This window comes from Caballeronia sp. LZ001 (genome assembly GCF_031450875.1).
Taxonomy (GTDB): domain Bacteria; phylum Pseudomonadota; class Gammaproteobacteria; order Burkholderiales; family Burkholderiaceae; genus Caballeronia.
Window position 1 is genome coordinate 4,388,757 of the sequence record NZ_JARTVX010000004.1, and the last position, 13,920, is coordinate 4,402,676.

The following is a 13,920-nucleotide window of genomic DNA, read 5'->3' on the forward strand; positions in this document are numbered from 1 at the left end:
TTTTTCCCGGCAGGATAAAAAAATGGCGCAGTCGATATTTCGACCGCGCCATTTTTCATGTGCGCCTGGTTTGCGCGGGATTCGCCGTTACCAGGAATAGCCGGTGCCGATGCCTATTCCCGAGCCCCAGTAAGGACCGCCACCCCAGCCGCCGCTGGAATAGCCGCCGTAGACCGTGACGGGGGGCGTGTAGTAATTGGACATCATCTTGGCGTCGTTGCCTATGCTCGCAGCCTTCTGCGATTCGTTCAGCGCCTGTTTGTCGATGGCGTTATAGCGCGCCATCTGCTGCTCGGGCGTGAGCGTCTCTTGCGGGGGCAGCGGCGTGTTGGGCAAGCGGCTGTAGATTGGCGAAGGGCCGGGCGGGTCCATCGTGCAGCCAGCGACGAGCGCCAAGCCCAAGAGGCACGACGAAAGTTTCCAGTTGAGCGTTGCGGTTTTCATTTGCGACCTCCAGCGGGCCGGTACTGAGTTCTGCGGGGTGAAAATCATACCGTGCGGCAAGCTTGATGCATCAACCGATGCAAAAGCCGCGCCGGATCGGCAGATGCCCTCGCCAATCCCGCGCAAACCCAGGCACCGCAAGGCTCAGTGCCGCTGACCGGGCGCCGGGCTCACCCCTTGTGAGAGCTCTTTTGCGACAAAAAGTTGCGCAACGTCCACCGGGTCGAACTCGTAGCGTTGATTGCAGAACTCGCAGTGAACCTCGACGCTGCCGCGCTCCTTAATAACGCTGTCCACCTCTTCGCGGCCGAGCATCTTCAGCATGCCGCCGACCTTTTCGCGCGAGCAGCTGCACTGGAAGCGCGCGGGCGCAGGCTCGAAGTGCTGCACGTTCTCTTGCCAGAAAAGTCGCCGGAACACCGTCTCGGGCTCTTCCTTCAGCAATTCCTCGGCGGAAAGCGTGCTGCCGAGATGACACACGCGCTGCCAAGTATCGGCGTCGTGTTCGCCCGGATGCGGCACGATTCCGCCATCGCCCGGCAGCTTCTGCAGCAGCACGCCGACGGCGCGGTCGGTGTTGGCCGCGAGCCAGATACGCGTGTCCAGCTGCTCGGAGTGATGCATGTAGTGTTCGAGCACTTCCGACATCGACGTGAGCGGCCCGTGCTCGCCCGACAACGGCACGATGCCCTGATACGGCTGCTGTCCCGGCCTCTTGTCGTTCGGGTCGAGCGTGATGACGCAGCGCCCCTGGCCATTGCGGTTGAGCAAATCGGCAAGCGACATGTCGCCGTCGAGCTGCTGTTCGTTCGCGTCATCGGAAAGCTTGGCCGTGGCGCGCAGCGACAGATTCGAATTGCACTGCACGACCAGCATTTTCACGGGGCCGTCGCCATATATCTGCATGATTAGCGTGCCGTCGAACTTGAGGTTCGCCGACAGAAGCGCGCACGCGGCCATCATCTCGCCGAGCACATTGCGCACCGCTTGCGGATACGAACGGCGCGCGAGCACTTCTTGCCACGTATTGCGCAGCGAGACGATCTCGCCGCGCACGGGCGCCGCATTGAACATGAATTTTTGCAACTGGTCGTTCACAACTCTTCCTTGGGTGATGAGGCGAGACGCGCCGTCTTCGATAAGCGGATGAGCCGCTCAACCGATGCGCACGAGCTGCGCCTTGTAGAATTCGCGCCGGTCCGCGTAGCTTGCCGTGGCTCCGCGCATGCGGGCGATATCCGCTTCGCCGATCTCCCGCACCGCTTTGGCGGGTGCGCCGAGAATCAGAGTGTTATCCGGAAAAACCTTGCCTTCGGTGACGATGGCGCCCGCGCCAACCAGACAGTTGCGGCCGATTACCGCACCATTCAAGACCACCGCCTGAATTCCGATCAGCGAGCCTTCCTTTACGGTGCAGCCGTGCAGCATGGCCTGATGTCCGACGGTCACGTCGTTTTCGATCGTCAGAGGAAAGCCCGGGTCCGCGTGCAGCACCGCGCCTTCCTGCACGTTGCTGCCGTGACCGACGACGATCGGTTCGTTGTCGCCGCGCAGCGTCGCGCCGAACCACACGCTGGCATTTTCCTCGAGCGTCACCTGACCGATGATCGTCGCGGTATCCGCGAGAAAGACGCTTTCGTGGATGGTGGGGGCGTCGTCGCCGAGTTTGTAGATGGCCACTGTGTCTCCTGGGCGTTGTCTTCGAAGGGTGGGATGCGCTCGTTGCCGCGTCGGGTTGCGCGAGGGCTACAATGCGCGCCTTTGTCGTATGTCGTTTCGCGCCTTGTCCAATTGGTTGACCGCGCGGATTATTGCTTTCGGCGTGTCGTGCGTGCGCCGGGATTACCATTTTAGCCGGTTGCGCTGAAACGTCCTTCGCGCCGGCCGCATTCGCTTCCTGGCGTCTTTCGCTTAACCGAGCATCATGCAAAACGTTCCGACTTCCTTCACCGACGATGCCTGCATGCGCCGCGCGGCGCTCGCCATTCTCCGCGAGCGCGATCCGGTGACGAAAGCGCGCGACGCCCGCACGCTGTACGAGCGCGCGCTGAGCGGTGCGGCGCGCATCGACCCGGAGGTCGCGCTCGACGAACCGGACGACTTGCCCGGCCGTCCCGAGGCGCCGGAACTCGTCGAGCCGTCATCGCTCAAGCGCCGCAGCATGCAATCCGACGCGGGGCGCGCGGTGCTGCTGCACGCGCTTGCGCACATCGAATTCAACGCGATCAATCTGGCGCTCGATGCCGTGTGGCGCTTTCCTTCGATGCCCACGGCGTTCTACATCGACTGGCTGAAGGTCGCGGCGGAGGAGGCGCATCACTTCTCGCTGCTAACCGCGCGTCTTGCGCAATTCGGCCACGTCTACGGCGATTTTCCCGCTCACGACGGCTTGTGGGAAATGGCCGAGCGCACCCGCGCCGACGTGCTGGCGCGCATGGCGCTCGTGCCGCGCACGCTCGAAGCGCGCGGTCTCGATGCCTCGCCGCCCATTCGCAAGCGTCTCGCGCAGGCGGGCGACGAAGCGTCGGCAGCAATTCTCGATGTAATCCTGCGCGATGAAATCGGTCATGTGCTGATTGGCAACCACTGGTTCCGTTTTCTCTGCGACGCGGCGAGTCTCGAACCGCATCCCACTTACGAGCGTCTTGCGAAGCAGTATCACGCGCCGAAATTGCGTGGCCCGTTCAACTTCGAGGCGCGTCGCGACGCGGGCTTCGACGAGGCCGAACTGCGCGCGCTCGCCGGGCTGGACGAGAACCCGTCGCTATAATCGAACGATCATCTTTTTCGAATGCGACACCGACCATGAAAGAATCGCGCTCCGAATTCGTCGATGCGCGCGGCGTGCGTCTGCACGTGCGCCGCTGGGGCTCGCCCGACGCGCCCATGCTTTTCATGCTGCACGGCTGGATGGACGTCGCGGCATCGTTCCAGTTCGTCGTCGATGCGCTCAAGGGCCACTGGCAAGTGCTCGCGCCCGACGCACGCGGCTTCGGGCTGTCGGATTGGCCGGTGGCCGAGAAGGGCGGCGGCCATTACTATTTTCCGGACTATCTCGCGGACCTCGAAGCGCTCATCGACCATTTCGATCCCGTCGGCAAAGTGAACCTGATCGGCCACAGCATGGGCGCGAATTTCGCGCTGCTCTATGCGGGCGTGCGGCCGGAGCGGGTACGCCGCGTCGTCGATCTCGAAGGCTTTGGGCTGCCCGCGGCGCATCCGGCGCAGGCGCCCGGACGTATCGCTACATGGCTCGACGACCTGCGCGCGCCGCCACAACTGCGCAGCTATGCGACGCTCGATGAAGTCGCCGATCGGCTGATCCGCACCAATCCGCGCTTGGCGCCTGCGCGCGCGCGGTTTCTCGCGCAGCACTGGTCACGGCAGGAAGCCGACGGGCAATTTCATTTGCTCGCCGACCCGGCACACAAGCTGCGTGGTCCTACGTTGTATCGGCTCGATGAGGTGTCGGCGGTCTGGAAGCGGGTCCAGGCGCCCGTGCTGCACGTCGAGGCGAAGGATTCGCCCACACTTGCGGGTTTTGCCGGAAAAATGCCGATTGCCGAGTTCAAGACGCGCTTCGAGGCGTTTGCCGACTGGCGCGAGGAAATCATCGATGAAGCGGGGCATATGGTTCATCACGATCAACCCGAGCGAGTCGCGGCGCTCATCGAAGCGTTCTGCGCGTGAATGTGCACGCTAACGCGCGGCCAGGCGCAACGGCATCACCAGCACGTCATGCCGTTACAGTAAAATGTTAAAAATCATGAAGCCGACGATCAACGCCGATTTGCACTGCCATTCCACCGTCTCCGACGGCCAGTACGCGCCTGCGCAGGTCGCGGCGCGCGCGCACGCCGGCGGCGTCGGATTATGGTCGCTCACCGATCACGATCAGCTCGGCGGCCAGCGCGAAGCGCGCGAGACGGCCGAGGCGCTCGGCATGGGCTATTTGCCGGGCGTCGAGATTTCGGTGACGTGGGCGGGGCGCACGGTTCACATCGTCGGCATGAATGTCGATCCGGACAACGCGGAACTGCAGCGCGGGCTCGAAGCCACGCGTAACGGCCGCGCGGCGCGCGGCGTGGCGATTGGCGAAGCGTTGGCGGCAGTCGGTATTCCGAACGCGCACGAAGGCGCGCTGCGCCATGCCGAGGACCCCGACATGATTTCGCGCGTACATTTCGCGCGCTTCCTGGTGGAAGAAGGCTACGCCAAGACCACGTCCGACGTGTTCGCGCGCTATCTCGGCGAGGGCAAGCCGGGTTACGTCGGCCACTGCTGGGCGAAACTCGCCGACACGGTGAAATGGATTCGCAACGCGGGCGGCGAGCCGATCATCGCGCATCCGGGGCGTTACGATTACAGCCCGCTCGAATTCGCCGCGCTCTTCGACGAATTCATCCAGCTCGGCGGCCGCGCCATCGAGGTCGTCACCGGCAGCCACACGCCGGATCAGTATCGCGAATATGCGGATGTCGCGCGTCGTTACGGCTTCGAAGCCTCGCGCGGTTCCGACTTCCACGGCGCGGGGGAAGGGCGCGTCGATCTCGGTCAGTTGCCGCCGTTGCCGGACGATCTCACGCCGGTTTGGGAGCGTTGGCTGTAAGGCGTCCGCACGGCTCGTGCTCCCTGCGTCATCCGAATTTTCCGTACGCGCGGCACGCCTGGGCGCTCGCGTGGCGTTGCGGGCACGAGCGAACAAGAAGGCATCGTCATGTCTCAATTTTTTCGGATTCACCCCGACAATCCGCAGCCGCGGCTCATCAATCAGGCTGTGCAGATCATTCGCGATGGCGGGATCGTCGCGCTGCCGACCGATTCGAGCTACGCGCTCGCCTGCCATCTCGACGACAAGACGGCGGTCGAGCGTCTGCGCCGGATTCGTGGGATCGACGACAAGCAGTTGCTGTCGCTGCTCGTGCGCGATCTCTCGGAGCTGTCGAATTTCGCGATGGTCGACAACACGCAGTACCGGCTCATCAAGTCCGTGACGCCAGGCCCTTATGTGTTCGTGCTGCAGGCGACCAAGGAAGTGCCGCGCAGGCTGTCGCATCCGTCGCGCAAGACAATCGGGCTGCGCGTGCCGGATCACGCCATCACGCTGGCGCTGCTCGAAGCGCTGGGGCAGCCGCTGCTTGGCTCTACGCTGATCCTGCCGCCCGACACGGAACCGCTCAACGACGCGGAGGAGATCCGCGAACGGCTCGAAAAGCAGATCGAACTCGTGATCGATGCAGGCGCTTGCCCGGCCGAACCCTCGACGGTCATCGATCTTTCCGGCGGCGAACCCGTGCTCGTGCGCGCGGGACGCGGTAGTCTGGAACCGTTCGGTCTCGCCGCGTAAGTTTTCGTCCACGCGCTTAAATCCTGCACAAACCGCCGGCGCGGCGCTTGGCATCGCCCCGCCTTCGTCTGCTCTCGCCTGCCTGCTTGATACAATACCGCCCTATGGATGCTTCCCTGATACAAACCATCGCGGTCTACGCGCTCCCGGTGATCTTCGCGATCACCCTGCACGAGGCCGCGCATGGCTACGCCGCGCGTCTGCTCGGCGACAACACGGCCTACGTGCTCGGCCGTGTCTCGATGAACCCGATGCGGCATATCGATCCCATCGGCACTATCGTGATTCCCATCGTGCTTTATTTCGTGACGAGCGGCGCGTTCATGTTCGGCTACGCGAAACCGGTGCCGGTGGCCTTCGGCAATCTGCGCAATCCGCGCTGGGGCAGCCTCTGGGTCGCAGCGGCGGGTCCCGGTAGCAACTTCGTGCAGGCGCTCCTGTGGGGCGTGATCGCGGTGCTGCTCGCGGCTTTCAATGTCGACGAACCGTTCTTCACGCGCATGGCGGCCGCTGGCGTTGGCGTGAATCTCGTGCTCGGCGTGCTCAATCTCTTTCCGCTGCCGCCGCTCGATGGCGGCCGCGTGCTCATGGCGCTATTGCCGGTACGCGCGTCGATCGCGTTTTCGAAGCTCGAACCTTACGGTTTCTTCATCGTGATGGCGCTGGTCGTGACGGGCGTGCTCACACGCTACTGGCTGAGTCCGCTCGTCGGCGTCGGTTACGCGGCGGTATCGGCCATACTGAATCCCTTCGCTTCACTATTCCCATAAAACCATGTTCCCTGACCGTATCTTCTCCGGCATGCGGCCGACCGGCTCGCTGCATCTCGGCCACTATCACGGCGTGCTGAAAAACTGGGTGCGGCTGCAGTCCGAATACCCGTGTTTCTTCGCCGTGGTCGACTGGCACGCGCTCACGACGCACTACGAGACGCCCGAGGTCATCGAGAAAAACGTCTGGGAAGTGCTGATCGACTGGCTCGCGTCGGGTATCGACCCGGCGCAGGCCACGCTCTTCATTCAGAGCCGCGTGCCGGAGCATGCGGAACTGTCGCTCCTGCTCGGCATGGGCACGCCGCTCGGCTGGCTGGAACGCGTGCCGACCTATAAGGAACAGATTGAAAAGCTGCGCGAGAAAGATCTCTCCACTTACGGCTTTCTCGGCTATCCGGTGCTGATGGCGGCGGACATTCTGCTGTATCGCGCCTCGCTCGTGCCGGTCGGCGAAGATCAGGTGCCGCATGTGGAGATGACGCGCGAGATCGCGCGCCGCTTCAACTATCTGTACGGCAAGGAACCGGATTTCGAGGAGAAGGCGCTCGAAGCCGCGAAGAAGCTGGGCGGCAAGCGCGCGAAGCTGTATCACGAATTGCGCGTGGCGTATCAACAGGAAGGCGATGACGAAGCGCTCGAACAAGCCCGCGCGATGCTGCAGGAATCGCAGAGCCTGTCGATGAGCGATCGCGAGCGCCTGTTCGGCTATCTGGAAGGCGCGCGCAAGCTGATTCTCGTCGAGCCGCAAGTGATGTTGACGGAAGCGTCGCGCATGCCGGGTCTCGACGGCCAGAAGATGTCGAAGTCGTATGGCAACACCATCGGCTTGCGTGAGGACGCCGAGACCATCGCGAAGAAAGTGCGCACCATGCCGACCGATCCGGCTCGCGTGCGACGCACCGATCCGGGCGATCCGGACAAGTGCCCGGTCTGGCAACTGCATCAGGTGTATACCGACGAAGCCACGCACGAGTGGGTGCAAAAGGGCTGCCGCAGCGCGGGAATCGGTTGCCTCGACTGCAAGCAACCGGTGATCGAAGGCATCTTGCGCGAGCAGCAGCCCATGCTCGAACGCGCGCAGAAGTACATGGACGATCCTTCGCTGTTGCGCGCCATCGTCGCGGACGGTTGCGACAAGGCACGCAAGTTCGCCGTCGAAACCATGCGCGACGTACGCGAGGCAATGGGCCTGTCCTACAACTGATGGACGCTGGCACGCCGAGCGGGTGGGTCACGCGCTGGACGCATCTCATTGCGCCCGGCGCTTCGGTACTCGATGTCGCATCCGGAAGCGGCCGCCACGCGCGCTGGCTCGCGGCGCGCGGGCACGCGGTACTGGCCGTCGACCGTGACGCCGATGCGCTCGCCTCCATGTCCGCGCTGCCCGACATCGCGACGTTGTGCGCCGATCTCGAAGGCGCGCCGTGGCCGCTGGCTGGCGGCCGGACGTTCGGGGCGGTCGTCGTTACGCGCTACCTGCATCGTCCGCTTTTCACGCATCTGATTCATGCGCTCGCGCCGGGCGGCGCGCTTATCTACGAAACCTTCGCGGCCGGCAACCAAACCGTCGGTAAACCGTCCAATCCTGCGTTTCTGCTCGAACCTGGCGAGTTGCTCGAAGCCGTGCGCGGCCGTCTGCGCGTGATCGCGTATGAAGACGGTTTCGTCGATGCTCCGCATCCTGCCTTCGTGCAACGAATCTGCGCTGTACTCGTTCCAGAGCCCGCAAAAGCCGGCGCGATTGAGGACACAACCGGTAACACACCCTCGGGTTGGCCACGTTACGAATTGACCGGCTAATCCGCTACAATCGCGGTATCGCGCTTTTTGCGACTAAATTTTCGATTAAATTCATAGAGTTTCATGACAAACGGAACACTTGGCGGCATCCAGATCCGCGGCAGCATTCCTGCCATCGTCACACCGATGCACGAGGACGGTAGTCTCGATTTGCCGGCGTTTCGAAAGCTGATCGACTGGCACGTCGCGGAAGGCTCGAATGGACTGGTCGTAGTCGGAACGAGCGGCGAGTCCGCCACCTTGTCGGTGGAAGAACACGTGCTGATGGTGCAGACGGCCGTCGAGCATACGGCCAAGCGCTTCCCGATCATCGCGGGCGCGGGCGGCAATTCGACGGCAGAGGCCATCGAGCTGTCGAAGCAGGCCAGAAAGGTCGGCGCCGATGCCACGCTACAAGTCGTTCCGTATTACAACAAGCCGACGCAAGAGGGCATGTACCGCCACTTCCGCGCGATTGCGGAAGCCGTCGACCTGCCGGTGATTCTCTACAACGTGCCGGGCCGCACCGTGGCCGACATGAGCAACGAGACCATCCTGCGTCTTGCCGAAGTGCCGGGCATCATCGGCGTGAAGGAAGCCACCGGCAATATCGATCGTGCGGCGCATCTCATCAAGCACGCGCCGGCGCATTTCTCGATCTATAGCGGCGACGATCCCACCGCCATCGCGCTCATGCTGCTCGGCGGCCACGGTAACATCTCGGTGACGGCCAACGTCGCGCCGAAGGCCATGAGACAGTTGTGCCGCGCCGCGCTCGAAGGCGACGCCATCACCGCACGCCGTATCCATCTCGGCTTGCTGTCGCTGCACAAGCAACTCTTCTGCGAAGCGAATCCGATTCCGGCCAAGTGGGCGCTGCAAGCGCTCGGCCGCATGGAAGGCGGCATTCGTCTGCCGCTCACGCCGCTCGACGAGCGCTACCACGACGTGGTGCGCGACGCGTTGCGCGAAACCGGGCTGCTCGCCTGATCAGGCGCGGCGGGCGACCTTATCGAAATCATCGAGACGCCAGCACCGCCGCAAGTGATCGAAATGAGCCACTTCATCAGTCATCAACCGCCGTTCATTGGCCCCGTCGGCCCGCACGAATAACGCGGGAACGACGCGAGGCAATGCGTCATCAGCAGCAAAGAAGGACCTCATGAACCGTTCCGCTCTTCTTACTCAAGCCAAACGCCTGAGCGTGTTGTCACTCGGCGTCAGCGCCGTCTTCGCGCTTGCCGGCTGCGATACGCTCAACGACTGGCTCGCGCCGGACCGCGTCAACTACAAGGCTGCTGAGACCGCGCCCGCGTTGGCCGTGCCGTCCGATCTTTCCACCGCCGACATCAGCCAGCGTTACGCCGCGCCGCCCAAGGAAAACACGCTCGGCGGCACCGCCGCGCGTTCGGTCACGCCGGCCGGCAACACCACGCTCGGCGTGCCGACAGCGCAAGATCCGTACGGCATGCACGTGGAAAGCGATGGCGACCGCCGCTGGCTCGTCGTCGACGGCCGTGTGCCCGACCAAGTCTGGCCGCAACTGCAGGAGTTCTGGACGGAGAACGGCTTTACGCTCAAGACCGACTCGCCGCAGACCGGCATCATGGCGACCGACTGGGCCGAGAATCGCGCGAACATTCCGGACGACTGGTTCAGAAAGAGCGTCGGCAAGCTGATCGACTTCGCATATTCGTCGGGTACGCGCGACATGTTCCGCACGCAAGTGGATCGCGCGGCGGACGGCTCGACCGACATCAACGTCACGCATAGCGCGATGGAAGAAGTGCTGACGGGTCAGGACAAGACTTCGTCGCGCTGGGAAACGCGTCCGCGCAATCCGGCGCTCGAAGCCGCGATTCTCGTGAAGATCATGCAGAAGTTCGGCCTGACCGAAGACCAGGGCAAGAAGCTCGTGACGCAGGCGCGTCCGGCGGGCGCGAAAGTCGCGGTCGATTCAGCCGCGGGCGGCTCGACACTCGATCTGGCGGAACCGTTCGATCGCGCGTGGCTGCGCGTGGGCCTCGCGCTCGATCGCACCAACTTCACGGTGGACAATCGCGACCGCGCGAAGGGTCTCTACTACGTGCATTATTCGGACTCCATGGCGGAGCTGAAGAAGGAAGGTTTCTTCGGCAAGCTGTTTTCGAGCAACACGCCCATGCCTACACGCCAGTTCTTCGTCAACGTGAAGCCGAAGGCGGATGCGCTTACGCAGATCGCCGTGGTAGACGCCAACGGCCAGCCGGACAATTCGTCGGATGCGCAGCGTATCGTGTCCTTGCTGCACGCGCAGTTGAACTGAATATTCGCGCATCGACATGGACACATTGTGAGATTTGCGAGCCTCGGCAGCGGTAGCGAAGGCAATGCATTGCTCGTCGAGGCGACGAGCGGCACGACCACCACGCGCGTGCTGCTCGACTGCGGGTTCTCCGCGAAGGAAGCCGAGCGCCGGCTCGCGCGGCTCGGCTGCCGCGCGGACGAGCTCGATGCCATCGTCATCACGCATGAACACACGGATCATATCGGCAGCGCGCTGACGCTTGCGCGCAAGTGGTCCATTCCATTGCATATGAGTTGGGGCACGGCTCGCGCATGCGGCGCCGACGAAGCGAACGTTCAGCTCAACGTGTTGTGGGGCGATGAGAGCGTCGCCATCGGCGATATCAGCCTCTTGCCTTACACGGTGCCGCACGACGCACGAGAGCCCTTGCAGTACGTGTTTTCGGACGGCGCAAGCCGTCTCGGCGTGCTAACCGACGTGGGTGTGTCGACGCCGCACATTCTGAACGTGTTGAGCGGGTGCGATGCGCTTGTGCTCGAGTCCAATCACGATATCGAAATGCTCGCGGGAAGCCGCTATCCGGCTTCGTTGAAGGCGCGCATCGGCGGAACGCACGGACACCTGAATAATGACGCCGCTGCTGCGATTCTCGCGGCGCTCGACCGTTCGAAGTTGCGTCATCTGGTTGCCGCGCATCTCAGTCAGCAAAACAATCTGCCGCATCTGGCGCAGGCTGCGCTCGCTGGCGTAGTGGGTGCGTCGGCGGTGGATGTCGTCGTTGCAACGCAGACCGAAGGGTTCGATTGGCTCGCGCTTTGATTATCTAAGCAACTCGCACAGAAAACGCAGACACAAAAAAACCGGCCCAAAAGCCGGTTTTTTTGCATGCAAGCTGCGATGAAGCAGCCCGCACTAAGTAAGGACTCAACCTTACTGGCTTGCGCCCGAAGCCGGGGCAGCCGACGAAGCGGCAGCGTCCGATGCTGCGCCAGCAGCCGAAGCTGCGTCGCTTGCAGCGGCCGAAGCGCTCGATGCTGCAGCGTTTGCGTCCGAAGCAGCAGCCGCCGGTGCCGAAGCAGCCGACGTATCGCTTGCAGCGCTCGGAGCAGCCGAATCGCTAGACTTGTTGCATGCAGCAAGAGCAACAGCAGCCAACAGGGATGCTACGAGGAGGGATTTCTTCATGATCACGTCCTTTTATGGTTAAAGGTAAGCAACAGCGCAAAGTACCGGTAATGTGTGCTCCAACACCGACCTGGGCCGCTGTGGAGCCCCACAATATTTTTTTGTTGTGAGACATCCTACGGCTTGGCCGGAAATTATAGGCACTTTCGACGCGACCGTCGATAAATCGGGGGCCGATACGTTGTCTTTCTCATACAAATTTTCATATTGCGGGACAGCAAAACAATTAGTTCCGCAAATACTTGGCGGCGCATTGGCTGTCAAGCAATTCAGATCAAAGAGTCCAGCTTAATCCAGCCCGCACAATACCATTCGTGCAGCAGCGATGTCATTGAAGAATCATCTGTAAGTGTTACAAAGCGTTTCCCTTCAAGGCAGCGTGCATCGGCCAGTTCGGGAAGCCACTTTTTAGCCCTTGCAGTTAACGCTTCGGCCTCGCCATTAACAAAATAAGACGTCTTGTCATAGAGCAGAATAGTCTTACGGTCGAGCGTTAAACCTGCCTTCTTCGCGCGCTCTACAAACTTTTGCTGATTAAGCGCACGCTCCGGCGGATCAAAAACGACATTCGCTTTCGGCTCACTCAAATAACTGCCTAAAAACGCCGCGATATCCTTTTCGGTCCATTTGATATGCGCAAGGATCGAGCCAACCCGGTCGAGCAGAAGCTGCGGCAAAAGCGCGGGTTTCGTAACCGGCTCCTGTTGCGGATCGCGATAGCGCGCCTGCGCTTTTGCGTTCGCCGGTGTATCGCCCATGCGTTCGGCTAGGTGATAGAGGAACTGCGCCGTGAGTTCTCGCGTGGAAGGCGCGCGAAAGCCGATAGAGCAAGTCATGCACTCGCCTTCGGCGATGCCGTCATGCGCGATATGAGGTGGCAGATACAGCATATCTCCCGGCTCCAGCACCCATTCTTCCTCGGGCTCGAAGTGCTGTAAAACTTTCAACGGCATGTCGGGTTTTAGCGAGAGATCGCGCTGTGCGCCGAAGCGCCAGCGGCGCTTGCCATGCACTTGAAGCAGGAACACATCGTAAGAGTCGAAGTGCGGGCCAACGCCGCCGCCATCCGTCGCATAGGAGATCATGAGATCGTCCAGACGCGCATCGGGGATGAAGCGAAAGCAGTTCATCAACGCGGCGGCGCGATCGTCATGCAGGTTCACGCCTTGCACGAGCAGCGTCCATTCGCGCTTCTTGACGGCCGGCAGTTCGTCGGATGCGAACGGTCCGTGCTCCATGTTCCACGTATTGCGAAAATGCGTGATGAGGCGCGATTCGACGTCGTCGAGATCGGCGAGTTCGAAGAGTTCGTCGCGCGACAGCGGCGCCTTCATGCCGGGGAACGCCTGGCGAATCAGGAGCGGCTTCTTCTGCCAGTAACGCCGCATGAACTGTCGCGGCGTGCGGTTGCCCAACAGAGGCGTAGGCTCGTCGGGTAACGGTGCGCCAGGCTTGTGCATGTTGGGACGCAGGCTGGAATCGGGGATGGGTGTTGCTTCAGGTGGCCGCTTGGGCATCGTATAATCGAGGCTTGTATCTTGGAGGATCCAATGAAAATTGCGAAAGACACTGTCGTTCTGGTCGCTTACAAGCTATCGGATGCACAAGGCAATCTGATCGAGGAAAGCGACGAGCCGATGGTCTATCTGCACGGCGGCTATGATGGCACGTTCCCCAAGATCGAGGAAGCGCTCGATGGTCGCGAACCCGGCTATGAAACGTCCATTCAACTGGAGCCGCAAGATGCATTCGGCGAGTACGACCCTGAACTCGTGAAGATCGAGGAACGCAGCCGTTTCCCCGAGCCGCTCGAAGTGGGCATGCAGTTCGAAGGCACGCCCGAAGACGCCGACGACGAACTCGACTCGCTCATTTATACGGTGACCGACGTTGCCGAAGACAAGGTCGTGCTCGACGGCAATCATCCGCTCGCAGGCATGGCGCTGCGCTTCGCATTGTCGGTGCAGGAAGTGCGCACGGCCACGGAAGACGAAATCGTGCATCAGCACGCGCATGGCGCGGACGGCCTTCAAGTGGCCGACGACGAAGACGATGACGAAGAGCCGCCGAAAGACGCGGGCCCCACGCTGCACTGATCATCTTGT

Annotated in this window: 16 protein-coding genes; 11 read left to right on the forward strand and 5 right to left on the reverse strand. The window is 62.2% G+C overall.

Annotated elements, in window-relative coordinates; translation table 11 throughout:
- Positions 1–87: 87 nt before the first annotated feature.
- The 3 genes from P9292_RS31565 to P9292_RS31575 all read right to left on the reverse strand — a co-directional run bounded on the left by P9292_RS31565 (position 88) and on the right by P9292_RS31575 (position 2,124).
- A complete protein-coding gene (locus tag P9292_RS31565) occupies positions 88–444 on the reverse strand; it encodes a hypothetical protein (protein ID WP_244825596.1) in 357 nt (118 codons plus the stop codon).
- Between the two features lie 144 nt (positions 445–588).
- The gene (gene hslO / locus P9292_RS31570; RefSeq protein ID WP_244825594.1) at positions 589–1,542 is read right to left on the reverse strand and encodes an Hsp33 family molecular chaperone HslO; all 954 of its coding nucleotides are present in this window, start codon (positions 1,540–1,542) and stop codon (positions 589–591) included.
- Between the two features lie 57 nt (positions 1,543–1,599).
- Positions 1,600–2,124 carry a gamma carbonic anhydrase family protein gene (locus tag P9292_RS31575; RefSeq protein ID WP_244825592.1) on the reverse strand — a complete coding sequence of 175 codons (525 nt, stop codon included), beginning with the start codon at positions 2,122–2,124 and terminating at the stop codon, positions 1,600–1,602.
- A 244-nt stretch (positions 2,125–2,368) separates the two neighbouring features.
- On the opposite strand from P9292_RS31575, the gene P9292_RS31580 reads away from it, so the two are divergent.
- The 10 genes from P9292_RS31580 to P9292_RS31625 all read left to right on the forward strand — a co-directional run bounded on the left by P9292_RS31580 (position 2,369) and on the right by P9292_RS31625 (position 11,449).
- Entirely contained in the window at positions 2,369–3,214 is an 846-nt protein-coding gene (locus P9292_RS31580; RefSeq protein WP_250525994.1) for a ferritin-like domain-containing protein, read from the forward strand.
- A 35-nt stretch (positions 3,215–3,249) separates the two neighbouring features.
- The gene (locus P9292_RS31585; RefSeq protein ID WP_309962898.1) at positions 3,250–4,134 is read left to right on the forward strand and encodes an alpha/beta hydrolase; all 885 of its coding nucleotides are present in this window, start codon (positions 3,250–3,252) and stop codon (positions 4,132–4,134) included.
- A 76-nt stretch (positions 4,135–4,210) separates the two neighbouring features.
- Entirely contained in the window at positions 4,211–5,053 is an 843-nt protein-coding gene (locus P9292_RS31590) for a 3',5'-nucleoside bisphosphate phosphatase (protein ID WP_250465179.1), read from the forward strand.
- Between the two features lie 108 nt (positions 5,054–5,161).
- Positions 5,162–5,791 (forward strand): L-threonylcarbamoyladenylate synthase, encoded by a 630-nt coding sequence (locus P9292_RS31595; RefSeq protein WP_244825584.1) that lies wholly within the window; start codon positions 5,162–5,164, stop codon positions 5,789–5,791.
- A gap of 104 nt (positions 5,792–5,895) precedes the next feature.
- Complete coding sequence (locus tag P9292_RS31600) at positions 5,896–6,561, forward strand: site-2 protease family protein (RefSeq protein WP_244825582.1); 666 nt, start codon at positions 5,896–5,898, stop codon at positions 6,559–6,561.
- Between the two features lie 4 nt (positions 6,562–6,565).
- The gene (locus P9292_RS31605; RefSeq protein ID WP_244825581.1) at positions 6,566–7,768 is read left to right on the forward strand and encodes a tryptophan--tRNA ligase; all 1,203 of its coding nucleotides are present in this window, start codon (positions 6,566–6,568) and stop codon (positions 7,766–7,768) included.
- The gene (locus P9292_RS31610; RefSeq protein ID WP_309962900.1) at positions 7,768–8,364 is read left to right on the forward strand and encodes a class I SAM-dependent methyltransferase; all 597 of its coding nucleotides are present in this window, start codon (positions 7,768–7,770) and stop codon (positions 8,362–8,364) included. Before P9292_RS31605 ends, P9292_RS31610 begins: the two co-directional genes overlap by 1 nt.
- Before the next feature lie 63 nt (positions 8,365–8,427).
- Positions 8,428–9,333, forward strand: coding sequence for a 4-hydroxy-tetrahydrodipicolinate synthase (gene dapA, locus P9292_RS31615; protein WP_309962902.1), 906 nt, complete (start codon positions 8,428–8,430; stop codon positions 9,331–9,333).
- 172 nt (positions 9,334–9,505) lie between these two features.
- On the forward strand, positions 9,506–10,648 hold the full coding sequence (gene bamC / locus P9292_RS31620) for an outer membrane protein assembly factor BamC (RefSeq protein ID WP_244825578.1): 1,143 nt from the start codon (positions 9,506–9,508) through the stop codon (positions 10,646–10,648).
- Between the two features lie 27 nt (positions 10,649–10,675).
- A complete protein-coding gene (locus P9292_RS31625) occupies positions 10,676–11,449 on the forward strand; it encodes an MBL fold metallo-hydrolase (protein ID WP_250465174.1) in 774 nt (257 codons plus the stop codon).
- 111 nt (positions 11,450–11,560) lie between these two features.
- On the opposite strand, the gene P9292_RS31630 is transcribed toward P9292_RS31625, so the two are convergent.
- Both P9292_RS31630 and P9292_RS31635 read right to left on the reverse strand, forming a co-directional pair.
- Positions 11,561–11,815: a hypothetical protein gene (locus tag P9292_RS31630; RefSeq protein ID WP_244825575.1), complete on the reverse strand. Its 255-nt coding sequence runs from the start codon at positions 11,813–11,815 to the stop codon at positions 11,561–11,563.
- A 269-nt stretch (positions 11,816–12,084) separates the two neighbouring features.
- A complete protein-coding gene (locus P9292_RS31635) occupies positions 12,085–13,332 on the reverse strand; it encodes a cupin domain-containing protein (protein ID WP_309962904.1) in 1,248 nt (415 codons plus the stop codon).
- A 33-nt stretch (positions 13,333–13,365) separates the two neighbouring features.
- Here P9292_RS31635 and P9292_RS31640 point away from each other — a divergent pair, with 33 nt between their 5' ends.
- A complete protein-coding gene (locus P9292_RS31640; RefSeq protein WP_244825571.1) occupies positions 13,366–13,911 on the forward strand; it encodes a peptidylprolyl isomerase in 546 nt (181 codons plus the stop codon).
- Positions 13,912–13,920: the final 9 nt, after the last annotated feature.

Bases quoted from the DNA above. Each gene is read 5' to 3' on its own strand.
- P9292_RS31565 (WP_244825596.1), bottom strand. From the start codon at position 444: ATGAAAACCGCAACGCTCAACTGGAAACTTTCGTCGTGCCTCTTGGGC.
- P9292_RS31580 (WP_250525994.1), top strand. From the start codon at position 2,369: ATGCAAAACGTTCCGACTTCCTTCACCGACGATGCCTGCATGCGCCGC.
- P9292_RS31585 (WP_309962898.1), top strand. From the start codon at position 3,250: ATGAAAGAATCGCGCTCCGAATTCGTCGATGCGCGCGGCGTGCGTCTG.
- P9292_RS31590 (WP_250465179.1), top strand. From the start codon at position 4,211: ATGAAGCCGACGATCAACGCCGATTTGCACTGCCATTCCACCGTCTCC.
- P9292_RS31595 (WP_244825584.1), top strand. From the start codon at position 5,162: ATGTCTCAATTTTTTCGGATTCACCCCGACAATCCGCAGCCGCGGCTC.
- P9292_RS31600 (WP_244825582.1), top strand. From the start codon at position 5,896: ATGGATGCTTCCCTGATACAAACCATCGCGGTCTACGCGCTCCCGGTG.
- P9292_RS31605 (WP_244825581.1), top strand. From the start codon at position 6,566: ATGTTCCCTGACCGTATCTTCTCCGGCATGCGGCCGACCGGCTCGCTG.
- P9292_RS31610 (WP_309962900.1), top strand. From the start codon at position 7,768: ATGGACGCTGGCACGCCGAGCGGGTGGGTCACGCGCTGGACGCATCTC.
- dapA (WP_309962902.1), top strand. From the start codon at position 8,428: ATGACAAACGGAACACTTGGCGGCATCCAGATCCGCGGCAGCATTCCT.
- bamC (WP_244825578.1), top strand. From the start codon at position 9,506: ATGAACCGTTCCGCTCTTCTTACTCAAGCCAAACGCCTGAGCGTGTTG.
- P9292_RS31630 (WP_244825575.1), bottom strand. From the start codon at position 11,815: ATGAAGAAATCCCTCCTCGTAGCATCCCTGTTGGCTGCTGTTGCTCTT.
- P9292_RS31635 (WP_309962904.1), bottom strand. From the start codon at position 13,332: ATGCCCAAGCGGCCACCTGAAGCAACACCCATCCCCGATTCCAGCCTG.
- P9292_RS31640 (WP_244825571.1), top strand. From the start codon at position 13,366: ATGAAAATTGCGAAAGACACTGTCGTTCTGGTCGCTTACAAGCTATCG.